General features: G+C 52.3%; 28 protein-coding genes. 13 read left to right on the forward strand and 15 right to left on the reverse strand.

Features of this window, described 5'->3' with window-relative positions; translation table 11 throughout:
• Positions 1-183: 183 nt before the first annotated feature.
• The 3 genes from HMPREF1250_RS03245 to HMPREF1250_RS03255 all read right to left on the reverse strand — a co-directional run bounded on the left by HMPREF1250_RS03245 (position 184) and on the right by HMPREF1250_RS03255 (position 1,845).
• The gene (locus tag HMPREF1250_RS03245; RefSeq protein ID WP_159459044.1) at positions 184-882 is read right to left on the reverse strand and encodes a FadR/GntR family transcriptional regulator; all 699 of its coding nucleotides are present in this window, start codon (positions 880-882) and stop codon (positions 184-186) included.
• A 236-nt stretch (positions 883-1,118) separates the two neighbouring features.
• A complete protein-coding gene (locus HMPREF1250_RS03250; RefSeq protein ID WP_023053209.1) occupies positions 1,119-1,379 on the reverse strand; it encodes a GlsB/YeaQ/YmgE family stress response membrane protein in 261 nt (86 codons plus the stop codon).
• Positions 1,380-1,443: 64 nt separating this feature from the next.
• Positions 1,444-1,845: a PaaI family thioesterase gene (locus HMPREF1250_RS03255; RefSeq protein WP_023053181.1), complete on the reverse strand. Its 402-nt coding sequence runs from the start codon at positions 1,843-1,845 to the stop codon at positions 1,444-1,446.
• A gap of 164 nt (positions 1,846-2,009) precedes the next feature.
• Between HMPREF1250_RS03255 and HMPREF1250_RS03260 the strand changes: the two genes are divergently transcribed.
• Both HMPREF1250_RS03260 and HMPREF1250_RS03265 read left to right on the forward strand, forming a co-directional pair.
• Entirely contained in the window at positions 2,010-2,561 is a 552-nt protein-coding gene (locus tag HMPREF1250_RS03260) for a DUF3793 family protein (protein ID WP_231391274.1), read from the forward strand.
• A 12-nt stretch (positions 2,562-2,573) separates the two neighbouring features.
• Positions 2,574-2,987 carry a flavodoxin gene (locus HMPREF1250_RS03265; protein ID WP_023053194.1) on the forward strand — a complete coding sequence of 138 codons (414 nt, stop codon included), beginning with the start codon at positions 2,574-2,576 and terminating at the stop codon, positions 2,985-2,987.
• Between the two features lie 79 nt (positions 2,988-3,066).
• On the opposite strand, the gene HMPREF1250_RS03270 is transcribed toward HMPREF1250_RS03265, so the two are convergent.
• Genes HMPREF1250_RS03270 through HMPREF1250_RS12120 form a run of 3 tightly spaced genes read right to left on the reverse strand, consistent with a single transcriptional unit; the run spans position 3,067 to position 5,443 of the window.
• On the reverse strand, positions 3,067-4,320 hold the full coding sequence (locus tag HMPREF1250_RS03270; RefSeq protein WP_023053217.1) for an MFS transporter: 1,254 nt from the start codon (positions 4,318-4,320) through the stop codon (positions 3,067-3,069).
• A 29-nt stretch (positions 4,321-4,349) separates the two neighbouring features.
• On the reverse strand, positions 4,350-5,315 hold the full coding sequence (locus HMPREF1250_RS03275) for a LysR family transcriptional regulator (RefSeq protein WP_023053215.1): 966 nt from the start codon (positions 5,313-5,315) through the stop codon (positions 4,350-4,352).
• Positions 5,316-5,317: 2 nt separating this feature from the next.
• A complete protein-coding gene (locus HMPREF1250_RS12120) occupies positions 5,318-5,443 on the reverse strand; it encodes a hypothetical protein (protein WP_269208536.1) in 126 nt (41 codons plus the stop codon).
• Positions 5,444-5,499: 56 nt separating this feature from the next.
• On the opposite strand from HMPREF1250_RS12120, the gene HMPREF1250_RS03280 reads away from it, so the two are divergent.
• The 3 genes from HMPREF1250_RS03280 to HMPREF1250_RS03290 are packed head-to-tail and all read left to right on the forward strand — an operon-like array spanning position 5,500 to position 6,903.
• A complete protein-coding gene (locus HMPREF1250_RS03280) occupies positions 5,500-5,958 on the forward strand; it encodes a PTS sugar transporter subunit IIA (RefSeq protein WP_023053218.1) in 459 nt (152 codons plus the stop codon).
• 20 nt (positions 5,959-5,978) lie between these two features.
• Positions 5,979-6,368, forward strand: coding sequence for a NusG domain II-containing protein (locus HMPREF1250_RS03285; RefSeq protein WP_023053180.1), 390 nt, complete (start codon positions 5,979-5,981; stop codon positions 6,366-6,368).
• A gap of 10 nt (positions 6,369-6,378) precedes the next feature.
• Positions 6,379-6,903 carry a Gx transporter family protein gene (locus HMPREF1250_RS03290; protein WP_023053219.1) on the forward strand — a complete coding sequence of 175 codons (525 nt, stop codon included), beginning with the start codon at positions 6,379-6,381 and terminating at the stop codon, positions 6,901-6,903.
• A 100-nt stretch (positions 6,904-7,003) separates the two neighbouring features.
• On the opposite strand, the gene HMPREF1250_RS03295 is transcribed toward HMPREF1250_RS03290, so the two are convergent.
• Together HMPREF1250_RS03295 and HMPREF1250_RS03300 are read right to left on the reverse strand one after the other, a co-directional pair.
• On the reverse strand, positions 7,004-7,981 hold the full coding sequence (locus tag HMPREF1250_RS03295) for an AEC family transporter (RefSeq protein WP_023053186.1): 978 nt from the start codon (positions 7,979-7,981) through the stop codon (positions 7,004-7,006).
• 56 nt (positions 7,982-8,037) lie between these two features.
• Positions 8,038-8,706, reverse strand: coding sequence for a 3'-5' exonuclease (locus HMPREF1250_RS03300; protein ID WP_023053210.1), 669 nt, complete (start codon positions 8,704-8,706; stop codon positions 8,038-8,040).
• A gap of 171 nt (positions 8,707-8,877) precedes the next feature.
• Between HMPREF1250_RS03300 and HMPREF1250_RS03305 the strand changes: the two genes are divergently transcribed.
• Both HMPREF1250_RS03305 and HMPREF1250_RS03310 read left to right on the forward strand, forming a co-directional pair.
• Complete coding sequence (locus HMPREF1250_RS03305; RefSeq protein ID WP_023053178.1) at positions 8,878-9,495, forward strand: tetratricopeptide repeat protein; 618 nt, start codon at positions 8,878-8,880, stop codon at positions 9,493-9,495.
• A 14-nt stretch (positions 9,496-9,509) separates the two neighbouring features.
• The gene (locus HMPREF1250_RS03310; protein WP_023053176.1) at positions 9,510-10,154 is read left to right on the forward strand and encodes a lactate utilization protein; all 645 of its coding nucleotides are present in this window, start codon (positions 9,510-9,512) and stop codon (positions 10,152-10,154) included.
• A 2-nt stretch (positions 10,155-10,156) separates the two neighbouring features.
• On the opposite strand, the gene HMPREF1250_RS03315 is transcribed toward HMPREF1250_RS03310, so the two are convergent.
• Positions 10,157-11,029 carry a LysR family transcriptional regulator gene (locus tag HMPREF1250_RS03315; RefSeq protein ID WP_023053198.1) on the reverse strand — a complete coding sequence of 291 codons (873 nt, stop codon included), beginning with the start codon at positions 11,027-11,029 and terminating at the stop codon, positions 10,157-10,159.
• Between the two features lie 118 nt (positions 11,030-11,147).
• Between HMPREF1250_RS03315 and HMPREF1250_RS03320 the strand changes: the two genes are divergently transcribed.
• Complete coding sequence (locus HMPREF1250_RS03320) at positions 11,148-12,089, forward strand: DMT family transporter (protein ID WP_023053188.1); 942 nt, start codon at positions 11,148-11,150, stop codon at positions 12,087-12,089.
• A gap of 51 nt (positions 12,090-12,140) precedes the next feature.
• On the opposite strand, the gene HMPREF1250_RS03325 is transcribed toward HMPREF1250_RS03320, so the two are convergent.
• From HMPREF1250_RS03325 to HMPREF1250_RS03345, 5 genes are all read right to left on the reverse strand, one after another.
• Positions 12,141-12,698, reverse strand: coding sequence for a D-sedoheptulose-7-phosphate isomerase (locus HMPREF1250_RS03325; protein ID WP_023053220.1), 558 nt, complete (start codon positions 12,696-12,698; stop codon positions 12,141-12,143).
• On the reverse strand, positions 12,682-13,263 hold the full coding sequence (locus HMPREF1250_RS03330; RefSeq protein WP_023053199.1) for a beta-class carbonic anhydrase: 582 nt from the start codon (positions 13,261-13,263) through the stop codon (positions 12,682-12,684). Before HMPREF1250_RS03330 ends, HMPREF1250_RS03325 begins: the two co-directional genes overlap by 17 nt.
• A 9-nt stretch (positions 13,264-13,272) precedes the next feature.
• Complete coding sequence (locus HMPREF1250_RS03335) at positions 13,273-14,637, reverse strand: FAD-dependent oxidoreductase (protein ID WP_036242514.1); 1,365 nt, start codon at positions 14,635-14,637, stop codon at positions 13,273-13,275.
• 166 nt (positions 14,638-14,803) lie between these two features.
• A complete protein-coding gene (locus tag HMPREF1250_RS11740) occupies positions 14,804-15,019 on the reverse strand; it encodes a hypothetical protein (RefSeq protein ID WP_196806844.1) in 216 nt (71 codons plus the stop codon).
• Between the two features lie 385 nt (positions 15,020-15,404).
• Positions 15,405-15,677, reverse strand: coding sequence for a hypothetical protein (locus HMPREF1250_RS03345; RefSeq protein ID WP_155914482.1), 273 nt, complete (start codon positions 15,675-15,677; stop codon positions 15,405-15,407).
• Positions 15,678-15,756: 79 nt separating this feature from the next.
• On the opposite strand from HMPREF1250_RS03345, the gene HMPREF1250_RS03350 reads away from it, so the two are divergent.
• The 4 genes from HMPREF1250_RS03350 (at position 15,757) to HMPREF1250_RS03365 (ending at position 21,642) form a co-directional block, all read left to right on the forward strand.
• Positions 15,757-18,117, forward strand: coding sequence for a YadA-like family protein (locus tag HMPREF1250_RS03350; RefSeq protein ID WP_023053214.1), 2,361 nt, complete (start codon positions 15,757-15,759; stop codon positions 18,115-18,117).
• 443 nt (positions 18,118-18,560) lie between these two features.
• Positions 18,561-19,160 (forward strand): flavodoxin, encoded by a 600-nt coding sequence (locus HMPREF1250_RS03355; protein ID WP_023053195.1) that lies wholly within the window; start codon positions 18,561-18,563, stop codon positions 19,158-19,160.
• A gap of 12 nt (positions 19,161-19,172) precedes the next feature.
• Positions 19,173-19,847, forward strand: a complete 675-nt coding sequence (locus HMPREF1250_RS03360) for a DUF4405 domain-containing protein (RefSeq protein ID WP_023053207.1) — start codon at positions 19,173-19,175, stop codon at positions 19,845-19,847.
• 448 nt (positions 19,848-20,295) lie between these two features.
• On the forward strand, positions 20,296-21,642 hold the full coding sequence (locus HMPREF1250_RS03365) for a branched-chain amino acid transport system II carrier protein (RefSeq protein ID WP_023053193.1): 1,347 nt from the start codon (positions 20,296-20,298) through the stop codon (positions 21,640-21,642).
• Between the two features lie 3 nt (positions 21,643-21,645).
• Here the strand turns inward: HMPREF1250_RS03365 and HMPREF1250_RS10885 are convergent, their stop codons facing one another.
• Complete coding sequence (locus tag HMPREF1250_RS10885) at positions 21,646-22,491, reverse strand: alpha/beta hydrolase (RefSeq protein ID WP_023053184.1); 846 nt, start codon at positions 22,489-22,491, stop codon at positions 21,646-21,648.
• Positions 22,492-22,939: 448 nt separating this feature from the next.
• Between HMPREF1250_RS10885 and HMPREF1250_RS03380 the strand changes: the two genes are divergently transcribed.
• Positions 22,940-24,480 (forward strand): acyl CoA:acetate/3-ketoacid CoA transferase (locus tag HMPREF1250_RS03380; RefSeq protein WP_023053187.1); only part of this gene is annotated, 1,541 nt, incomplete at its 3' end.

Here is a 24,480-nt window from a genome sequence, read left to right on the forward strand (position 1 = left end):
TAGGATGTTATCTTGTTTACGATTTCAATTATACTCTCAAGAATCTTCATGTCAATGCGTTTTGACTAATTCATTAATGCTTTATTTGCATTTTCTAACGAGAATTATCTCTTCCCATAATAAATAATAGGAAAAAGCCGAACCTGCTTTTATTCACGCAGATCCGGCTTTTTCCTATATTCTCTACTCTTCCAATGCGCCTTCGTCATAAAAATAACTTTTTTGAATTATTTTTTCGACGTCATTGAATACTCTCCCTTTAATAATGCAATACAGCTCTTGGTGGACGTCATACAATTCCTCAAGCTTATGATTCCTGGTCATATGCCGAATCGTCTTATAGCGTATTTCTTTCGTCAATAACCGCGTTACAGCAGCGACTTTGGCGAACAGGCTGTTATGCGTGCCAATAGACAAGGCTTCATGAAAAGCATTGTCGGCCTCAAAGACAGCCTCAACGTCTTCCGTTTTCGTCATCTCTTTGAAATGCGCCAGCGCGGCTTTCAGCGCCTGTATGTCTTTATCCGTCGCTTCTATGATATTCAATCGTATAATGCCGATATCGATCCACTCACGCAATGCTTTCAGCGCCCCGAGGGATTCGGAATCTTCCAAGATGATACCGTACAGCAACGGGTCAATCATGGAATCGGAGATGCCTTTCGTCACAAAGGTACCTTCAGGCCGTTTTATCTCCAAAACGCCGAACGAGACAAGGATCTTAATCGCCTCGCGGACCGAGTTCCGCGATACGCCGAACATATCGGCCAAATCCTGCTCCGGCGGGATTCTGTCACCCGGACGGATCGTCTTCTCGATTAAGGCCTGTGTCAGTCCGTCAACCACTTGTTGCACGACAGACTTATTTTTTATCGGTTTCAAATAAGGCCTGCTCTCCGTCATAATCGTCTATGCCTTTCTTAAAATCATGTCTAATTTGACGACAATATAAAAATGCCTTGAATACACGGTGCCATGCTAATTTATTTTAGCATACACATAAACAAATGCCTTGTCAATCGTTATGTGTTTTTTTTCACATAATTTACGCAAATACTGCGACGCCTGCCGGCAAGCGGTACGGCTACACCATCTGTCCCGACTTGGCGGCGTTTTTCTTATGACCTGTTTTTCAAACATTTGACGGCAGCAATCAAAATGACCGCTCCGACGATGCTGGTAAGCCACGATTCGATCTCAAAAAAACCGTTGATCCCGACGATACCGAAATGAGCTAAAATAGCATTTAATCCCATACCGCCGACAATTCCTGAAAGAATATTGGCAATGCTGCCCATTTTTTCATCGACACCCATAATCTTGCTGCCTACCCAACCGGAAAAAGCGCCGATAATCAACCATGATATCCAACTCATCATATCGCCTCCTGTACTGTAACCATGTAATGTTTTGATAACGCGGCCTAGGCCTACACCGCCTGATTCATTTCTCTGCCATCAGCTTGGCTTCGGCTGTCGCCGCAACGGCGCCGGTCGCTTTATAAACGATGCCCTCCATCAAATACAGACGGTTGCGCTGACTTTTCAAACGGCCGACAACGCGGATTTCTTCACCGATCGGCACGGCTTCCCGGAATCGAATGTGCAAGTCGGCCGTATATGCCGGCATGCCTGTTTTCTTAAATACATAGTGCCCCATGACTTCGTCAAGAATCGTACTGATAAGGCCGCCATGCATGCAGTTGTCATAGCTTTGATGCTGCCGTTGCGGTAAGAAAACGGCTGTGCACGTCTCGCCTTCCAACTGCATGTCAAGCTTCAAACCGATCGGATTGTCTTTGCCGCAGGCAAAACACCAGGTATATTCGTTTTCTTTTTTATCCATCGTCCCATTCCCTCATTTCTTCAACATACTTCTTCTGTTATTTAATTATATCATAAATCTGTACGACTTAGTTGTTTCTCCTTCCTTTTATATTGACAATTGTTTTCATAATTGTTATAGTAAATGCAGAAGATGAAGGTTGCAAAGGGGGCCTGAAAGTGAATATGGATTCTCTGCTTGTCTCTTACTGTTCACCTACGTTGGCCCGCTTAAAAATGGCTTCTCTTATCTGTTTGAAGCGGGAAGACGCGGGCAGTGATTTTAAGAAAATTATTGATAGTTACAATCATAAATACAATCAAAAAGGATTGTATTTTCGCGTTCTTCATCACTGCTGCGCCCGGTCCTTGGTATATGTTTACCGCCCTGATATGGTTGCGGCGTATCTTTCGACGCCGACGGTTTCCCGTTTTCTGCAGTCCTACGGCTATCGCCGGGAAGACGTGTTATCCGCCTATCTTGCCAGGCTCGAAAAACGATTCCGGAAAGAATCGGATTTCCCCCATGAAACGGGAATTTTTCTCGGTTACCCGCTGGAAGATGTCTGCGGCTTTATCTTGAACAAGGGAAACGGCGCCAAGCTTTGCGGCTGCTGGAAAGTATACGGCGACGCGGAGCAAGCGAAGCATCTTTTTAAGACCTTTAAAGCCTGTCGTCAGCATTACATCAACCGATTTGCTGTTGGCATAAATTTAGAGACGTTAATCGTCGCCTAAGGAGGAATTATTATGGTAACAATCGTATACTGGAGCGGTACGGGAAACACGGAAGCAATGGCGAAAGAAATTGAAGAGGCCGTAAAGAGCGCCGGGGCGGAAGTGGAAACCTTGCTTTTTGAAGATACGTCAGTCGATGCTGTGGCGGGTAAAGACGTTGTTTTGCTCGGCTGCCCCGCCATGGGTGCCGAAGAATTGGAAGAAACAATCGTCGAACCGTTTTTCGTAGAATTGGAAGGTAAATTAAGCGGCAAAAAAATCGGCCTTTTCGGCTCTTACGGCTGGGGCACAGGCGAATGGATGGACAACTGGAAGCAGCGCGCGGAAAATGCCGGCGCTACCGTCATCGGTACCGCCATTGTCAATGAAACGCCGGATAACGCCGAAGAATGCGTTGCTCTCGGCAAAGCGGCCGCGCAAGCATAAGCGCCTAAACAACAATCCCTTAAACGATGAAGGGCATTACAGAAAACTGTAATGCCCTTCATTTTGCTGAAAAACAGCTTTATGACTGCAACGTCGCCGCCTGACGCCGTTTCGCCCTGATTTCCTCTGCTTTCACTCTGGTCCGAGGATCGGCGCGCGTTCCCAGCAGGCGGCCGTACGAAATATGATAAACGCCCAAAGCGGCAAGCGCGATCACTGCCGTCAGAAAAAACATCCACGTAAAACCGGCGCTCTCCTTTATCGCCCCTAAAAGATAGGGGCCGATGCCGAGGCCGAGATCAAGGGCCACAAAATACGTCGAAGTCGCAACGCCGATACGATGAACCGGTACCATTTTGACGACGACGGCCTGCCCGTTGGACATATAGGTGCCGTACCCGAGACCGACAAAAACGGCGGACACCAGAACCATCCAGGAAGAGGCGGCCAGACTCAGCAAGAGAATCCCCAACGCCAGGGAGACGAAACACGGATAGAGAACATAGTTTTCCCCTTTCCGATCAAAAAGGATGCCCAACGCCGGTCGCGTCAGCGTGATCACGGCGGCATAAACGACGAAGAAAAGTGTTCCCGCTTCGACCATATGAATTTCCCGCGTGTACGAGGCCATAAAGCCCAAAACTCCGGAATAAGCAAAACCGACGAGAACGGAAACGACGGTAATCGCATTGACACGCGGCTCAATGTAGTCGGCAAGGGACCGCCCCTTGTTCTCCTCAACAGCGGCGACGCCAAATGCCGGTTCCCGGTATTTCATCAGTAAGGCGCCGCCGATGCAAAATACGATCAGCGCGATACAAAGCCAGACGATCACGGTAAACGCCGTCAACGAAAGCAGCAAAATCCCGAGAAACGGGCCGACGGCAGCCGCCAGACTGGTACTTAGTCCATAATAATTGATGCCTTCGCCGCGTCGTTTTCCCGGTATGATGCCGGCAACAATCGTGCTCGTCGCCGTAGAGGTAACGCCATAAGCAAAACTGTTTACAAAACGAACGGCGTCAAGCACGATTAAATTGGGGATATACAAATAAAAGGCCGTGGAAATAAGATATAAGAACAGGCCTGTATGCAACACCTTCCGGCAGCCGTAAACACCGACAAATTTGCCGGCAAAGAGACGTGCCGCGACGGTGCCGATAATATAGATGCCGACGGCCAGGCCGGCCTCGCTCAGGCTGGCCTGCAACTCGTCCTTGGCAACGACGGCGATGATGACCATCAATAAATAATAAATCAAAAAAACCAACAAGTTGATGACCGTATCCAGAATAAAGGACCGTGTCCACAATCGTTCTTTAGCGTCACTCATTTCTTTTCCCTCCTATCGGATAGTGACGATTATAAAACGACAGTGACCGTCTGTATAACAGAAAAAAAAGATCGTGTCATCAGAAAATTCGATGAGACCGGGCCGGCAACCGGCTTCCCCTGTTTCCGCATATATTCGATAAACAAGCGAATATACGTTTCTTTTTCCGTATGTTTACGATAGACAATGTAAGCCGTAAGCGTCAGCGGATCCGCCAGAGCGCAGCACTGACCGGCAAGCCCCATGACGGCGGCAAGTCGTTCGGATACAAGGCAGCCGGCTTTGTTATTTCTGCAAAAATCCACGCTGGCGTAGGGATTGGACAGCTGTATTTCCGCGTGTGAACCGCAGGTCTCCGTACCGGCAAAATACGTGCGCAGCCGTCGGTCCATGAAATACTTCGGCGGATACATGACCAGCTGCCGGTTCCACATGAATTCCTTCGATACGGCTCCGCCCGGCGCAACGTGCGGCGCAAAATAAACAAAGGAATCCGTCGCGAACGGAACCATTTCATAACCGTGCCAACGCGCGGCATCGTCGGCATAAACAGATGCCATATCAATTTTTCCGGCGTGCAGATCGGTCATCACTTCGCTCTCTTCCATATCGTAGACATTGATTGAAAGATCCTCGTGATGAGCGTGCAGGTAAGCGATGTGCGCATTCATGAGAATATCGCCCATGCTGCGCATTACGCCGACATGCAAAACGGGAAGACGCCGCGCATAAAGGCGCCGTACCCGCTCCGCTGCCGTTTCCAGCGAGGCGACAACCGCTTCGGCATCACGCAGAAAGCTCTCTCCTTCGACAGTCAGGGCGCTGCCGCGATTGTTGCGAATAATCAGAGGCACGCCGAGGATGTCTTCCAGTTTTTTAATTTGCGCGCTGAAAGCCGACTGCGTCACATTGGCCGCCTTGGCGGCTGACGTAAAATTCCGCAGCTGACCGTACAGAATAAAACTCTTCAATTCCTGGATACTCGGTAATTCCATTGTCATTCCTCTTTCCCGCCATTCCGTTGAACGGCTTCATACCTGCCTGACTTGGCAGCACCGGCGCCGCGCCTTGCACGGAAGGACTGCCGGCAGCGTTGCACCGCCAGCGTATCCTCCATTTGCACGGGGCGCGGCGTCTATGATAAAATAGACATAATTTTTAATAAAGGATCGTGAAACCATGAGCTCACCTGACGCGATAATCTTTGCTTCCCCCTTTTCAGGAGAACTGCACCCGATTACGGACGCACCTGATCCGGTTTTCGCCAAAAAAATGACGGGCGACGGTTTTTTCGTCTATCCCGCCGACGGCCGCGTGTTGGCGCCTGATGACGGCGCCGTTATTTACGCTGCCGAAACAGGCCACGCATTGGCCATGACCACCTCCGGCGGCGTCGAATACCTGATTCATCTCGGCGTCGATTCCGCCACAATACGCGACGTGTTTACCGTACATGTCAAAAACGGCAGCGTCGTCAGAAAAGGCGATTTGCTGATTACCGCCGACCTCGACGCCTTACGCGACAAGGCGCTATCCGACGCGTTCATCTGCGTTTTCACGTCGCTGTCCGACACCAGACCGGTACGCCTCATCGGCCCTGCCGAGATTACGGCGCTGGAAGCGGCCGTGTCCTTCTGATTTTCCGTAGGAGGTCAGCTATGTTAAAAAAAGGCGATATCCTGTTGATCGTCTTCCTTCTCCTCTGCTCCTTCATTCCGGAAGGGATTTTCCTTCTCAGCGGCGCAGACACGGCCATGGACAAAACCTATGCCGTCATTTACGTCGACGGGGAAATGTACAAAACGCTTCCCCTGTCGGAGCATACGGGAACCGATACCTTCACGATCCGTACGGAACGAGGGTTCAACACCGTCGTCGTCAAAGAGAACACGATCGGCATCGTAGAAGCCGACTGTCCCGACGGAGTCTGCATCAGTGAAGGTTTCATCTCCAAACCGGGGGCGACCAGCGTCTGCCTGCCCCACAAGGTGCTGATTGAAGTCCGCGCATCCGATAACAGCGACGCCGATGTCATTCGGGCCCGCTAGAGGTATTTCCATGAATAAATCATTTCACATCATTATTCTGGGGCTTTTCGTCGCCCAATCGCTCGTCCTGTATATCGTCGAAGGCATGCTCCCCGTTCCCTTCATCGCGCCCGGCGCAAAATTGGGTTTAGCGAATTTGATCACCGTCATCGCCCTTTACGTCTTGCCGCGCAAACGGGATGTCGTGCTGATTCTTCTCCTCCGGATTCTCATTTCGACAGCCTTCGCCGGCGGCATCAACGCTTTCTTTTACAGCGTTGCCGGCGCCGCCTTCAGCTTTGCCGTCATGGCGCTGCTTCACAACCGTTCCTGCTTTTCCATCATCGGCGTCAGTGCAGCTGGCGGCATCTTTCATAACCTCGGCCAACTCATCATCGCTTCGCTCATCGTCGAAAACGCCAAAATCATGCTTTACCTGCCGATTCTCTCCGTCGCCGGCGTGGGTACGGGAATATTGATCGGCATTACGGCGGCCTTTGCCTTGTCCAAATTAAGACGGCTCCCCATTTATGAACGAATGACGGCCCTATCATAACATCATAGCTGCACGGCTTGCCGTTCGAACGGCAGGCCGTTTTTTTCGCGCCTGAAACGGCGAAAAGGAAAACAGCCGCTCCCCGCCGGCGAACGGGGCGTCAACGAAAAGGCAGTATTCCCATGGCAACGAGGATATAAAACAGGGGATATAAAACAAAAACATAAACGACGGTCGTCGTAATGAACGGCGCCATCGCCAAATTGACATTAAGACCGTAAAGCCGTGCCGTAATCAGCGAATTAATCGCGCACGGCGCCGCCATCATAATAATCAGCGTTCCCAACAGGACGGCATCGGAAAAAAACAAGGTCCCGACCAGATACAGCACCAAGGGCGTAATAATCATCTTGACCGGAATAATATCCAACGTCTGCCTGCAATAGGTCTGCAAATGAGTAAACTCGATCATATAGCCGATAGGCACGAGAGCCGCCCAAGCGCTGAAATGAATGAGGAACTGGAAAAAGTCCCCCAGAATCTGCGGCCGCGGTACGTCGAAAGAATAAAGAATCATGCCGACAATAATGCCGGCGACGGATAACTGATTCCAGTTAAGGAAGAGGGCCCGCCAATTCATCGCTCCCAAGTTGACGACGCCGCCGTGCTCGCTGTTGTACTTATAATAATAGGCCATCGGAAAGAGCACGAAAAGCATGACTAAATTTTGAAAAACGCCGACAATCTGAACATAGGCAAACGACAGTTCCCCATACAGGATAAATCCGCACAGACCGGCAAGAGAACCGATATTGGCCGGCATGGAAACGATGAGGTAACTGCCCTGATCGGTTAACGACGAAAATTTTTTATGCCGCCCCGACAATTTCACCAGCCCCCACGGCAACAACACGTTCAGAAAGGAAAAAACCGGCAACATCGCCAGTTCCGCGCGCAGCGGCAGAATCCAGAAACTGAGGAGCGTGAGAATCGTCATGACGACGATAATATTGAAGCGGATCAGCACGTTGTATTGCCGGGACGACAGCCAATCTTTCTTTTTGCAGATATACCCGACAACCAGCGGTAAAATGATATCGATAAAGATAAACGAGATCTTAATCCCTATTCCTTCCACGACGGTTCCTCTTTTCCGAAAATAAACGCACCTGCAGTCAAGCTGCAGGTGCTCTGCTATCTGTGTTTTGCCGCCCTGAACGCATCGGCCAGGGAAACCGTAAGCGGTTCGGTCGGCTTCGTCGCGGCGATGATCGGTTCCATGATCTTGTGAAAGTCTTCTTTCTCTTTGGCCAGCACATAGAGCTTCGACGTATTGCGGGCATCCCAAAGCGCATCGTGCATCTGCCCGTCAAAAACGGCTCCCAAGGCGCTGACGGCTTTATCGAGAGAAATCGCTCGGTCAAGGCCGAGCAGATTACAGTAGATCTGCTGAAAATTCTGCCAGTGATCAAGCATCCAGCGCACGTCCGGCAGCGACGTATCCACGTGCTTCAGGCGCATTTCCGCGTCCAGCTGCCGCCAGTCATTTTCACTCCAGGCATACATTTCATATCCATTGCTGCCGCCTTCGTTACACCAGGCGAGAAAACGGGCAAAGGCCTCGTCGAAATGCGGCGCCGTCGCAAGCATTTCCATCGTGATGCCGGTCAGTTCCCGGCAAGTCTCATTCATGACCGTCGCATATTCAGGCAAAACGTATTCCTTATATGACGAAATTTCCCTGCCGTCTTCAGCCAATTTTACGGCGCCGATTTCAATGATCTCTCCCTTGCAAAGACGTCGCGCCTCTTTCTCTTCCCTTCCGATCGGATTCATTTCAAAATCGACAAAAACAGCTTTCATGGAAGAACTCCTTTCCCTCTTTCAGCCAAGTTCTCATGGCCTTTATTATAGCACAGACGACGGGAAGGACAAAGAAAATGGCGCAGTAAAAAAATCTTCTCCCGCCTCGTCGTGCAGTATAATGGGTGTGGTATAATAAAGCGAGGAAAGGGGTTGCTTATGAGGGTACTTATGACGATATTACTGACAACGGCGCTCGTCTCCCTGCTCACGGCCTGCGGGGCGGAACCGCAGCAGCAGGCACAGGAACAGCCGGCTGCCGCGCACGTGATCGCTCCCGAATCGGCGGCGGCAGCGCAAAAAGGCCAACAGGCTTACGAAGCGTTCCAATATGACGCGGCCATTGCGTACTATGACCGGGCCTTGGCCGAAGATGACCGGAATGACGAAGCCCTGGCCGGCAAAGGTATCGCCCTGGCCATGCGCGGTAACGAAACCGGCAGTCAGCAGGACAAGGATGAGGCGTTGACGCTGATCAAGGAGTCGCTCGCCCTGAACGCCGACAATACGGCCGCCTTTTATGATCTCGCCTTGGCCTATAAGATCAACGGCCAATATGAAGAGGCCGAAAGATGGTTCAAAAAGGTTATCGAAAAAGAGCCGGACAATACGTGGAGTTACTACGGTATCGCCACGATCTACGGGGATCTCGGCAAAGCCGACGCCGCCGTTTTCTATCTGGAAAAGGCGATCACCTACGGCGGTGACGCCGTCAAAGACGCCGCTCGCAGCCAACATCATTTCGACGCCGTTCGCAGCAACGCCGCTTTCCGAGAACTTATCCGTTAAGGAGGCAATGTATTATGGATCGATCAGATGTAACTCATGTCATGTACGACAAAAAGGGACCAGTCGTGGCTAAAAACTTTTCCAAACGCGGCTTTGACGCCTACTACTGTCCGACGTGCGAAGAAGCCTTGCAAAAGGCCATCGCCCTGATTCCGCAGGACCATGTCATTTCCTGGGGCGGTTCGACGTCTATCAACGAAATCGGCCTGCGCCCGTATTCCTTGGAAAACCACCGCGTCATTGACCGCGATACGGCAAAAACGCCGGAAGAACGCATGGAAATTATGCGCCAGGCGCTGCTTTGCGACACCTTTATCATGGGTACGAACGCCGCCGTAGAAGACGGGCAACTCTTCAATATCGACGGCAACGGCAACCGGCTGGCCGCCCTCGCTTACGGGCCGAAACAAGTCGTCGTCATCGTCGGCATGAACAAGGTCATGCCGACAGTCGAATCAGCCATGGCCAGGGCCCGCTCCGCAGCCGCTCCGATCAATGCCCAGCGTTTTGCCGGCTCAAAATTACCGTGTTACCTTACCGGCATCTGTCATCATTGCACCAGCGCCGATTCGAACTGCGCCCAGCTCCTGCGTACACGCACCTGCCGTCCGGCAGGGCGGATCAAGATCATCCTCGTCGGCGAAAACCTCGGTTTTTGAGATTACAAACCGTCGGCGACGCCGCTTTTTAAATAGTTGATGAAGGTCTTGGTCACCGGCGACGCTTCTTCTAGCGACGGGACGGCGACACCGAGGGTGATATATTGAGGCGGATCAAAGGAGCGTACGGCTACCTTGCCGTGCCACGATGCCGTCATCAGCCGATTGTTGATGCCGAAACCGAGGCCGGCTTCAACCATGCGATACGTCGTATAATTGTCCACACTGGTAAACCGCGGCTCCATCGGCGATTGGACTTTGCGCAGCAAGTTGTCCGTGTCCGTATCCAGATCGGGCAACGTATTAATAAAGGTATCTTCTTTTAAGGCAGTCAAAGAGACTGCCTTTTTTTTTGCCTCTCGATGGTTCGGCGGCAGCCACAATACCATTTCATCTTGCCGCAGTGCCAGCCAATCTCCCTTGAACGGCCGGTATGTCGCTATGCAACATTGGATCCGCCTCTCTTCGAGCCAACGATACAAGTCTTTATTGCCGCCTTCTTCCAAATGGATCCGAACGTGGGGGTACGTTTCCTGAAAAGAACGGATAACAGGCGGCAGCCAATTGGCGGCAACGCTGAAATACGTGCCGACTGCCAGTTCTCCAATCTCCAGTCCGCATATTTGCGCCCCCGTTTCCTCGACCTGTCTGCCCCAGTGAACGAATTCACGCAGTTTCGGCAGCAGCAACTCGCCTTCTTTCGTCAGCGTAACGCCTCGCGTACTACGGCGCAAAACGGCGAAGCCCAACGCCCGCTCGATGCTGTTGACGGCGCGCAGCACCCCGGACGGCGTATACCCCAGCCGCACTGCCGCGGCCGATAAGCTTCCGGCGTCGATTACCTGCAACAAAAGCCGGCATTTTTCCGTGTCCATAGGCCCTCCTCATTGTGATAGTTTATCATATTCATTGTGTAAAACAGTCTATTCCTTCACATCCGATTTTATATTATCATACGACTCAGATATATGCTATCTTCAAGGAGGAGTCACAATGAAACGAAGTCATGCCGAACTTTTATTGATGACCGTCATTATCCTGCGCAGCACATCCTATTTGTGCTCCAAAGTCGGGTTAGATTCCCTGCCGCCTCTGGAATTGCTGGCAATTCGTTTTTCACTGGCCTTCGTCATTCTCGCCGTTATTTTCCGCAAACGGATAGGAATGACCTTAACCAGGCAAGTACTGCACAACGCCGTTATCATGGGCGGTCTTCTCTCGGCCTGCATGTCTTGCGAACTGATCAGCCTGACGATGATCAATTCCTCGACGGCCGCCTTTCTGGAAAATACGGCCGTCGTCTGGGTTCTTCTGTTGGGGGCGCTGCGGCATCGCCGGCTCCCCAATAAACTGACGGGAGCTTGTACGCTCGCCATTTTCTGCGGTATCGCCCTGCTCACGCTCCGCGGCACGGCGTTTCAATTTTCCCTCGGCGAAGGAATCTGCCTCTGCGCTTCTCTCTTCTATGCCGTCTGGCTGCTGGCGACCAACACGCTCTCCCGCCAATCGGACCCGCTGGTCCTCGGCATCGTGCAGTTTGGCGTTCTCGCCTGCTTTACCGGTATCGGCGCCGTCCTTTTTGAAACTCCCGTCTTGCCGGCACAACCGATTGAATGGGAAGTCATTCTGGTCCTGACCTTCGTCTGCACGATTTTCGGCTTTACCTTCCAGCCCGTCGCCCAGCGCTACACGACGGCGGAAAAAGCGGGGCTCTTCTCGGCCTTGAATCCCCTCGTCGCTGCCATTCTCGGCTGGCTCGTCCTTCAGGAAGAAATGGGCTTGCCGCAAATCGCCGGCAGCACGCTGATCCTGACCGGCATCATTCTGCTCCAGACTGTCGGCAAAGAAAAAGAAGGGACGGCAAAAAACACAGCCACACCGAAACTGCCGAAGATCGGGACGGCAAAAGTCAACGGACAGCCTTCGGGCCAATAAAAAAGACGGCAGCGCCGTGCAGAACAGCACGACGCCGCCGTTTTTTTATTTTCAGTACTCTCTCTCGGCAATTTCACAAAGGATGTGTCCAATAAGACTATGCATTTCCTGTACGCGCGCCGTCACCGAAGACGGCACGGCCAGGCAAACGTCACAGAGTTCCGCCAACTTACCGCCGCCGCTGCCGGTCAGGCCGACGACTTGCAGTCCTTTATCGCGGGCAACTGCAGCAGCGGCAAGGATATTGCCGCTGTTGCCTGACGTCGTAATGCCGACAAAAACATCGCCGGCGCACCCCAATCCTTCGACTTGACGGCTGAAAATGACGTCAAACCCATAGTCGTTGCCGACAGCCGTCAAAATGGACGTATCGACAGTCAAGGCGATGGCCGGCAAAGACGGCCGTTCTTTTTGGAAGCGACCGACGATTTCCGCCGCCCAATGCTGCGAATCGGCAGCGCTGCCGCCGTTACCGCAAAACAGAATCTTATGGCCCGTCGCCAACGCCTGGCGAACGATCTCACCGGCTTCTTCAATACGCGGCGCCAGTTCTCTCGTCGCCTGTAATACAGCCGCATGCTCAGTAATGCGTTCATTTGCAATCGTCATGCTTATCCTCTCTTCCTCTGTCAATGATGCGCAACGCCCCCGTTTCGGGATCCATGACGGCACCGTAAACGGTGACATAGTCCGGAAAATACGGCGATTGGCGGAGACGCCGCACCGTTTCGGCAACGGCCCCTTCGACGCAATTGATCGAATCGGCCCATTTGACCAGTGACGGGCGAAGCTTGTCAAGCGCGGCCGCAACCACACCGGCTGCAGCCATCTTTGCCAACAGGCTCGCCGCTGTTGTGGCGAGCATACCGCAGCCTTCATGACCGACGACGATGATCGCTTCAACGCCCAATTCATAAACGGCAACGAGGAGACTCCCCATGACGCTGTCAAAGCCGTCGCCGACCGTATTGCCGGCAACCTTGACGATTTTTGCCTCGCCCCGGCGAATGCCCATCGCCGGCTCCAGAAGCTCGACAAGACGCGTATCCATGCAAGTTAGAATAACTACACGGCGCCGCGGCATCTTACCGACTTTCCGCAGCGGCCGCTGTCCGCCGTCTCCGGCGAGAAACGCCGCATTGGCGGCTTCAATCTCCGCTAAAAGTTGTGCCATAGCCGCCTCCTACACCGATTCCGCGCCGCTGTCCCGACGCTGCAAATAAGCGGCAATCCCGGCTGCCGCTTTCTTCCCTTCACGCATGGCGAGAACGACGGTCTGCGGCTTGTGAACAATATCGCCGGCAGCAAAGACGCCGGGCCGGTCGGTCATGTTGGCATACGGTTCCGAAGACACGGCGATATATCCCTCATCGCTGGCATGGACGCCAAAAGTCCGTATCGCCGACAACTGCGGCCTGTTGCCGATAGCGGCGATTACCTTGTTGGCCTTAACGACGCCGAATTCACCGGTCGGCACCATCGTCGCATCTTCCAATATTTCTTGCCGCTCATATTGCAGGCCTTCGACGGTATCGACACCGATAATCGCCGTCGGATCCGAATAAAACTGGAAGTGAATGCCTTCTTCTTTGGCTTCCTCGTATTCGGACGGCAGGCACTTCATGTTTTTTTCTGCCCGCCGGTAAACGACAGTCACCTCGGCCTGAAGGCGCAAAGCCGTCCGCGCCGCATCGATAGCCACATTGCCGGCACCGATGACCGCCACCGTATCGCCCTTCCGGATCGGAACATCGGCCAGCATCGCTTCTCCCAACTGTACTTCCTGTACTTTTTGCAAAAACGACGCCGCGTCGACGACGCCGGGAATCGTGTAATTTTTCACGCCGAGCCCCCAGGAATCCATCGTGCCGACAGCAATGAAGACGGCGGCAAACCCGTCGGCAAAAAGATCGTCGATCGATTTGTCTTCGCCGATTTCCGTATTGTAAACGAAGGTGACGCCCAGCGCTTCCAAATGCGCCGCTTCCCGTACGACAAATTCCTTATGCAGGCGAAAAGTCGGTATGCCGTAAAAAATCGTGCCGCCAGGCTGCGACGCCTGTTCGAACACGGTTACGCCGTACCCGGCTTTACGCAAATCATACGCCGCCGCAAGTCCTGCGGGCCCGCTGCCGACAATCGCCACTGCAGCCGCAGCGGGATATTTTTTCTTCCCGTCGAGAAGTCCGTTATCCAGAACCAGATCGGCGACAAATCGTTCCAATTTGCCGATCTGGATCGGCTTTTTAGCCCGATTCAGGACACATGCGCCTTCACACTGATTTTCACGGGGACACACCCGGCCGCAAATAGCGGGCAGATTGTTGCGATGATAAATGTATTCGGCAGCCGTGCCGAAATTCCCTTGTGCCAGGGCCTGAATAAACTGCGGTATTTCATTTTCGATAGGGCATCCCTGCCGGCACAGAGGCACCTTGCAATGTAAGCAACGCCTTGCTTCCGTTAATGCTTCCGGCAACGTATAATCATGATCGCGCATGATTTCGTCATGAAATGATGCCAACGGATTCGTAGATGTATCAGCCATTATCATTATATCCTTTCTTCGCCGCGCCGGTTTTAAGCGAAGGGAACGACTGCCGGTTTCCGGCCGCGCCTGCGCCGTCACAACGCGTGCAAAAGCCACCGCGGCCTGCCGGCACCCGTTCCCTTCGCCGGAAAGACACGGTACCATATCTTCTTTATCATATAGGTTAACACCGCATATAGTCAAGAATATTTCCGTATACGCGCCATTTACGCGTCTCCGTTGTCCGTTGTTCCTTGGGTTCCGCCGCCGCACCGTTTCTGGTCATCCCGTGGCGCGCAATTTTCCGCCGGTACACGATGAAAGCGAACTGCTTAAAACGCGCCCGGCAGACAACACCTTTCTCCGGCAGACGAAGTTTACTGCCTTGGCGTTTAGGCACTATCCTCGCGGGACCGACGTCTGCATAGCGTCTTTGCCGTTCGCCATAAAGGACGGAGAAGAGGACGGGCATGATGGAAATCATGGGAAATACGGGGCAATTTGTATTTATTTATGATCTAAACTCATTTATATGCGATCTATTGCAAAAACAGTATCGGTAATTTAAAAAAAATGGGAAAACCTGTAATTTATAACAGGTCACAAATGCGACATATTTCTATACAATGGTAATAAAGAGATAGATGTTTTACGCAGGTGTTTTTCCGGGACAGCGAAAGGAGACGTGTATTTCCTTTCCCGTAAGGTAACCGTATCTTATGTTGTTTACGGAGAGGAGGCGTGTTATATGCAAAAGCACAGGAAACCAGCAGAAAAACAGCTCTTCAGGAAAAACCCGCAAAGGGAATAGCCGGCACGGGGAGCTCATCGCTGCGCTTGTACTGCCGACACTCTTTTCCGGAACCGGCAAAGAAACCGTCTGAACGGCGCCGGGAACCGTGAACAGAACGATGCGGCCAGCGCCGCAGGAGGCGCGTCTGCAATGTCGGCGCGACGGCGAAAACGAGGCGGACGCAAGCGCGACCTTCGCGTCGGATAAAGGGCAGGGCGTCCGAGTCAACACGCATGGGTGGCGGAAAAAGCAAGGCGCTGAGCAATGAAAACGCGGCTATGCAAAAAAAGGGGCCGCCAAAAATACGGAAATCGATACATAGGAAGATATGAGGAGGAGTCATCATGACCAAGTATGGAAACACACACAGAACCCTTTCCCTGCGCATTCTCTGCGCGCTGTTGTTAGGCACCTGCCTGTTGGGAGGACACGGTACGGTAAGCGCCATTGTTTACACCATGACTCCCACTAATACTAATAAAAATATCCGCGTAAATGCCAACAGCGGGTCGGTCGAACTCACCCTCAGCGGCTTAGCTACGAAGCCCTGGCAGACGGCTTTGGGAGACGACGCCGAGGCTACCGGGAACCATGCTACTGCTATCGGAGCGTATGCAAAGGCCACAGCGCAGGGCAACACAGCCTTGGGAGACAATGCAAAGGCGGAGGGCACGAGCGCGGATGGTATGAGCGCTACGGCCATTGGAGCCGGCGCTTATGCAACCCGCGGAGGATCTTCTTTAGGGAATTACGCGTACGCCCGGGGAGACAACAGTGTAGCTTTCGGATCTGGGGCAAAAACAGGGACAGAAAGCAGTCCCGCATCAGGAACGGAGGCCATCGCCATCGGCTACACGGCAAAGGCGCAGAAGAAATGGGCAATTGCCATCGGGAGCGGCGCAAACGCTGATGGAGAGAGCGCAACGGTTTTGGGATACAAGGCGAAAGCTAGTGGGAAGAATGCACTGGCGCTCGGATACAATGCGACAGCGAGTCTGGAGAACAGTGTGGCCATCGGCTACAATTCCTCGGTAGGCGCGGCGAATACCGTTTCCTTTGGCAGCTCTGGTGCGACCCGGCGCCTGATGTATGTGTCTGCCGGCGAATCTGATACGGATGCGGCTAATTTTGGACAGTTAATAAGATCCGCCGGTTTAAGCGGCAGCAAATTACAATTTTACACGCAGGCGGCAAACAAAGCTTTTGAGGTAGATCTATCTTCACTGTCAGGCGCCGGCGGAGCAGTCATTGGTGGCGGCAGCGTCGCCTATACTGCGACCGGAAACGGCACCCTGACGCTGAAGAACGGCGTCGGAAGCACCATCGCGTCCATTGCGGGCTTTACGGATAAATACACTACAGGCGTTGAACTGGTGGGAAACACGGTCACCTTCACCCGTAATGACGGCGGCACCTACAGCTTCGAGCTGCCTGCTTCCGCAGGCAGCGGCGGTATGGCTTCTCTGAAGTTTGCCGGGGACGACGGGCCGGTAATTACGAAAACGGATGGGCAGAAGATGGACATCCTCGGCGGCGCTGCACCGGCCGCCTTGTCAGATAACAATATCGGAGTGGCGTCGGAAGCCGGCGCCTTGAAAGTCAAGCTCGCCAAGGACATTCAGGGCATTTCCAGCCTCACCACCGAGAGCGGCGTGAAAATTGATGCCGCCGGACTCCATGCAGGGAATAAGAAAGTTACGGGAGTCGCAGACGGAACCGCCGATAGCGATGCCGTAAACTTTAAGCAGTTGAAAAATCTGGATAAGAAAATGACTGGCAATACTACCGCCATCGCCGCCAATAAAGCCGATATTGCCGCCAATAAAGCAGCCATCAACAGCATTAAAACGCAAGACGGCGTAGTTGCTCCCGCGGGAACGGCGAAAGCAACGGAATTTGTGAAAGGAACCACTGTCTATGATTATCTCCACGGCAATACCATTTCCCTGGGCAAAGACAGCGCGGCGACAGGCATGAATTCCATCGCCATCGGCTTCGGCAATCAAGTAACCGGCAAGGGAAGCGGCGCCTTCGGCGATCCCACTACGATCACCGGCAATGGCAGCTATTCGGTAGGAAACGGTAACACGATCAGCGGTAACAATACTTTCGTACTGGGTAGTAATGTGAATACCTCCGCCAAGAACGCCGTCGTTCTCGGGAATAATTCCGAAGGCGCGGACAACGCCGTATCTGTCGGCGCGAAAGGAAGCGAACGGCAAATCAAGAACGTGGCGGACGGCACTGCCGACTCGGATGCCGTAACCGTACGCCAGTTAAATAAAGCCGCAGGGTTTGACGTGAATACCATCGACGCCGATTTGAAAGCCGCCAATAACCACATCAGCAGCCTGGACAATCGACTCAGCAAGGTAGGCGCAGGAGCCGCCGCGCTGGCAGCTCTCCATCCGATGGATCTGACAGACGACAAGTGGAGCGTGGCAGCCGGCCTGGGCCACTACAAGAATGCGAATGCGGCAGCCGTAGGCCTGTTCTACCGTCCCAGTGAAGCCGTCCTCCTGAGCGTGGGAGGAGCCTTCGGCGGCGGAGAAAACATGCTGAACGCCGGCGTCAGCGTAGCCGTAGGAAGCGGCACGGTGAAAGGCACAAGCGGAACGATGGCCAAACGGGTGGCCGATTTGGAAGCGGACAACGAAAATCTGCGGCGAGAGTTGGAAGAAATCAAAGCGATGCTGAAGAAATAAGAATCTATTTGCAGAAGAAAAAAAGGGGCAAAGCCTCTGATCTGCACCTGTTTCATTGAACGAATTATGTAAACGATTCCTCGGGCCTGCGTTCGATATGCTATCGAACGCAGGCCTTTTCGGCCGCCCGAGCGCAATGACGATGTCCGCTTGCCGTCAGGCACGCCGGTCATGGCTTTATCCGCCAACGGAGATAGGGCCGCACGGGAGCCGGAGATTTCTTCGCGCGGAATGCTTGCTTTCATAGGCAGTACCGCTCCTAGTCAAGAATATTTCCGTATACGCGCCTGAAGGCGGAATATGACAACGTTGCGCGTAACCGTTCTCTCTTCAATTCCCCGTCGATTTTCAGCCAAAAAACCATTGCTATTTTACTGAATTTCCCTATAACAAAAAGTATATGAAATTACTATACTTTAGCAAATATACAAGGAGATGTTGTTATGCGTAAATTACTCGTATTCGCCTTTTCCCTTTGCCTGCTGGTCCTTTTTGCCGGCTGTGGCAATAACGAGGGGCAGCAAAAGCAGGCGGCAAATGACGTTCCGCTGCAGGGCAAAACATTGGTCGTCTATTTTTCCAACACCGGTCATACGAAAGCGTTGGCTGAGAAAGCTGCCGAAATTCTGCATGCCGACACGTACGAAATCCAGCCGGAAATTCCTTATACGGCAGAAGATCTCGACTACAACGACGAATCGCATCGCGCGACGAAAGAACAGCGCGATGATACGTTCCGCCCGGCAATAAAAAGCCCAAAAATCGACAATTTCGCGCAGTACAAGAATATTGTCTTAGCTTACCCGATTTGGTGGGAACAGGCGCCGCGCATCGTAGACGCTTTTGTTGAAAGCTATGACTGGTCGGACAAAACCATCATTCCCATGTCAACTTCAGAAGGCAGTGAAATCGGGACAAGCGCGGATTATTTGAAGACGTTGGCTAAGGACAAAGGCACTTGGAAAGCCGGCAAAAACTTCGGCGACGGTTCCGTCAGCAAAGAAGATCTGGCCAAATGGCTGGCTGAAACGACAGCCAAATAAGCGTTCGAAAAAATGAAAAAGCGAAATATCCTTTCTTCCCTATTGCTTGTTTCTTTTCTCATAACCTTCTGTTACCGCCTCTTACCGCCCATCGTTCATGAGATTACGGGCGTCGCCTTAGTCGTACTGACAGGCATGCATCTTTATTTCAATCGAAGCTGGCTCCGTTCTTTGGCCAAAGGACGCTATACGGCGAGACGCGTCCTCACGCTGACCGTCAATGCCGCGCTGCTTTCCTGCTTCATCGCCATCGTCGTTACGGGAACGATCATTTCCCATCATTTGTTTACGGGAGTCTATCCGTTATCGCTGGCAAGAAACTTGACAATACATCAACTTCACGTTTCTCTCCCTTATGTGATGCTCATTCTGATCGGTATCCATCTCGGCCTGCACTGGCCCATGATCTGGCAGCAGTTGAAAACGCGCATGCATCTCGCTAACGAAGGCATCTGTCGTATTGCCGGTTATCTGGCTGTTGTCGCCTTCATAGCCCTCGGCGGCTGCAGCATATCGCTGAACCAGATCGCCGGGCGCATAATGGGCAAACACGTCTTCACGACGCCTGCCATCGGGTACGGTCTCGGCGTCTTTATTGCGTTGCTGCTGGCGTTTATCGCCATGAACGCCGTAATCGGTTACGCCTTGCATAAGGCTTTGTCCAAAAAGGCATGCCCCTTTGCCTGACACAACATAGGAGAACCATTTGCGAAAGACCGGCGATCGGTAAAATACCGATCGCCGGTCTTTCGCTCGTCCTTACAATGCGCAGCGGGCAGCCTGTACAGCGGTGGTAAGCGCCTGGGCTGCCGCTACGCAGTCCGCCTCGACCCACCCTCCCCCGTTCCGACTACCCCTCTCCCCGGGTCTGCCTATCTGCAATAAAACGCCTTTAACGTATCTTGCCCAACCAACAGCCTGATGCGAATCTATCGAAAAGACTGCTTTGACAAAATAGAATCGGCCTATTCCGAACATAGCGTAATCCGTCACATCCGGGACAAACCAATGGGCCGTTATTATTTAAAAAGACATTTGTTTGTGTTCATTGAACAATACAACGTTTTCCTTTATACTGGTAAAGACACTGTTCTCAAAAGTGATCAGATTATTTATCAGAGGGGGATGTACTAACATGTCAACACATTCAGGTTTCAACGCATTCATCATCGGCTTTGCCATGTTCGCCGTTTTCTTCGGCGCCGGCAATCTCGTTTTCCCGCCGCTCATCGGCCTTATGTCGGGAAGTTCCTGGGGCGTTTCCATTGTCGCCTTATCCATTTCGGCCATATTATTTCCCATCGCAACGATTATTGCCGTCGACAATATGGGCGGTACCTTAAGCGGTATCTGCGCCCCCGTAGCCAAATGGTTCACGAAAGCGTACATGATTTTATGGATTGTTTTTATTATGACCTGCGGCGTGCCGCGCCAGGCAGGCGTCGGCATCGAAAGCGGTATCCTCAGCATGTTCCCGGCGGCACAGGGAAATGATACGATCCGCATTGCTTTGCTTGTTTTCTATTTTCTTGTCGTCATCGCCTTAACCTTACGCCCGTCAAAAATTGTCGACATTGTCGGCCAATACCTGACTCCGTTTCTGTTAATCTGCCTGGTCGTCATGATCGTCATCGCCATTGCACAGCCTCTCGGCACACCGTTGGCGCCGCAAATCGATAATGTGTTTGCCTATTCTTTTCTGCAAGGCTATCAAACCGGTGACGTTGCCGTCGGCATTGCCATCGCAGCGATGTTCATTGCTTCGATCAAGGATAAAGGGTATACGGATACGGCATCTCGCCACAAGATGACCTTAAAGGCCGCCGGCATCGCCTTTATCGGTCTGCTCATCGTTTACGGCGGTCTGCTCTACTTAGGCGCCACCGGCTCTTCTCTGTTCGACAGCAAAATGGATCAGACAGCCTTGCTGAACGGCCTCGTCCATTCGCTGACCGGTTCTCTCGGCAACGTTATTTTAGGGCTCGGCATCTTTCTGGCGTGTCTGACGACAACGCTCGGCGTCGGTTCAACCATTGCCAACTTGACTGTTGAACTGACAAACGGCGGCATCCGTTTTCGTCCGGCCATGTTTACGGTCTGCCTCTTGGGATTTTTGATGGCTTGTGCCGGCGTACAGGACATTATCCGCTACACGTTCTGGATTTTCATCACTATTTATCCGATTTCTATCGTCCTCATGCTCCTCGGCGTCTTCCATAACATGGTTCCCAACCACGGGGCCTGGAAAGGCGCCGTCACCATGTCGACGATAATCGGTCTCTACGAAGGGATGGCGCAGCTGAATAAGAGCCATATCACCGACTTACCCTTAGATACCCTGCAAGCCTTCTACGCTGCCTTGCCTTTTGCCGATAACGGGTTTGCCTGGTTTGTCCCGACGGCGATCGGCTTTATTATCGGCGCGTTGATTGTGAAGGCAACAGGCGGCAAAGCCTACCCCATGCTGTCAGATAAGCGCTGACCGTTACGTCAGCGAATACAATACCCGTTGAATCCAAGCGGCGAACATGGCGCTCACCGTCAGACGGCGGTCGTCGTACCCATGACCGGCAGGCAGCGTATCATAGTTCTGCAAAGCCTTCGTCTCATGAGCCGTCAGCTGATTCCACAAGGGTTCAATCATCTGTTCTGCCGGTGCAATATCATCTTGTGAAGCACCGATAAAATAAAGGTTGCGGTCTTTCACGTTTTCAAAGGCGTCCGAAATGGCCCAACCTTTTTTTGCGCACATTTTGGCGTCAGCCGCCAGCGCTTCGGCAGATTCCACGTTCATAACAGGCACACTTTCCCGAATCAGCTGATCCAAAGCCGCATCTCCGGCCTCAGCCCTGCCGGCCAGATCATACGGGGACATGACGGCAGTCCCCTTGATCCACGGTAAGCGCCGCGTCGCATTGACGGAGATAAACCCGCCCATACTGTGCCCGATAAAAAACAGTTTATCCCTGTCGACGTGATAGGTCTTCGCCGTTGACTCTTCATGCATCCACGACGCCGTCCGAACCGCATCGTCAATAGCCCCGGAAAACGTGTACCGGCCGCCGCTTCCCCAGCAGCCGCGGTAATACGGACTGACTACGACCAGACCGGCGCGGCGTAAATTCTGGGCCAAATCAAAGGTAGATGTGTAGCCCGGAAATCCGTGAAGCAAGACAATGCCAGGATAGACATCAACGGCAGCACCTCCCGGAATTAATACGGTGCCGAAAATGGACTCACCGTGATTTTCGAGAGAAAACCCCTCTGTTGACGCCGGCCTTTCCGGCAAGTGCTGCGGATCTTGTGAAATATACTGCAAATCTAATGACATCAATACGTTCCCCCTAAATCAAAATTGGACTGAGAAAAACACAGTTCAACTACAATTATAAATGAAACGGCAGATTTTCCATAGTTTTTTATTACGTTACGCCAATAAACATTATTTTTTCTCTATTACGTTCTTTTTATTCACAAGGTTCTTTAATTTGCAATAGGAATTTATTTTGTATTTATTAATTCTTATTTGGAATCTAAATAAATTCGTTATATTTATTTTATATTCAGCATACGTGCGCTGTTCTCTTGCATAATCCGCATATTTCTTGACCTCTTCATTATTCCGTGCTATGATTTCACACATAAATCAATTCTTAAACAGAATTGAAATTATAAGTTATTAATTCTTCAAAAGAATTGTAACTTTTTTCTAACTGAATGAGAAGGGAGGTAGGCTTACTGCTTACAACTTTCAGTACGCAAAGGAGAGCATACGTTTTATGAAGAAAGTGAAAATTATCACAGCTTATGAGGCGGCCCGGCTGGTACAGGATAACGACACCTTCACCTCGATCGGCTTTGTCGGCAGCGCCCATCCGGAAGCACTGACTAAAGCGTTGGAACGGCGCTTCTTGGAAACGGGACAACCGCGAAACATCACGTATATGTATGCCGGATCGCAAGGCAACCGAGACGGGCGCGGTGCAGAACATTTAGCCCACGAAGGGCTCATCAAACGGGCCATCATCGGCCATTGGGATACCATTCCCCAGATGGCCAAGCTGGCTGTCGAAAACAAGATTGAGGCCTATAATTTCTCGCAGGGAACGCTGTGTCATTGGTTTCGCGCCTTAGCCGGCGGCAAACTCGGCGTATTCACGGACATCGGTCTGGAAACGTATCTGGATCCGCGTCAGGACGGCGGCAAGCTCAACAGCCGCACGACAGAGGACTTGGTGCAATTACTGCAGATCAACGGTCAGGACCAGCTGTTTTATCCCTGTTTTCCGGTCAACATCGCATTCCTCCGCGGTACGTACGCCGATGAGCACGGTAATATTACGATGGAAGAGGAAATCGTTCCCTTGGAAAACACATCCGTTGCCCAAGCCGTCAAAAACAGCGGCGGCATCGTCGTCGTTCAAGTCAAGCGGGTCGTCGCCAGCGGCGATCTCGATCCCCGCCTGGTGAAAATTCCCGGCATTTACGTGGACGCTGTCGTTGTTGCCGAAGAAAAGGACCATCAACAAAGCTTTGACTGCGCTTACGACCCCACCTTGTCCGGCCAATGCCGAAATCCGTTCATCGCCGCCAACGCTATGATTCCCTTGAATGCAAAAAAAATAATCGGCAGAAGAGCGGCGCTCGAGCTGACAAACGGCGCCGTAGCTAATCTGGGTGTGGGCGCTCCCGAATACGTCGCCCTCGTTGCGGCGGAAGAAGGGATCGCCGACTCCATTACGCTGACCGTAGAAGGAGGCGCTATCGGCGGCGTACCGCAAGGCGGCGCCCGCTTCGGCGCTTCCATGAATCCGGAGGCCCTCATTGATCATCCGTATCAGTTCGACTTTTATGACGGCGGCGGCCTGACGATGGCCTTTCTCGGCTTGGCGCAGTGCGATCGGACAGGCAGCATTAACGTCAGCAAATTCGGTACGCATATCGCCGGCTGCGGCGGTTTTCCCAATATCGCCCAAAAGACGAAGCAAGTATATTTCTGCGGCACCTTTACGGCCGGCGGCTTAAAAATTGCGATAAAAGACGGGGCCTTGCAGATTCTCCAAGAAGGAAAAATGAAGAAATTCGTCAAGAACGTCGACCAAATCACCTTCAGCGGCCCTTACGCCGCACGTCAGCAAAGGCGAGTATTTTATATTACGGAGCGCTGTGTGTTCGAACTGACCGCCGCCGGGCTCCATCTGCTTGAAGTAGCGCCCGGCATTGACGTGAAACGCGATATTTTGGATCAAATGGAATTCACCCCCATCATCGATACATACAAAACGATGAATATAAAGATATTTGCAGAAGCCCTCATGGG

It is taken from the genome of Megasphaera vaginalis (ex Srinivasan et al. 2021) (assembly GCF_000478965.1).
GTDB lineage: Bacteria > Bacillota > Negativicutes > Veillonellales > Megasphaeraceae > Megasphaera > Megasphaera vaginalis.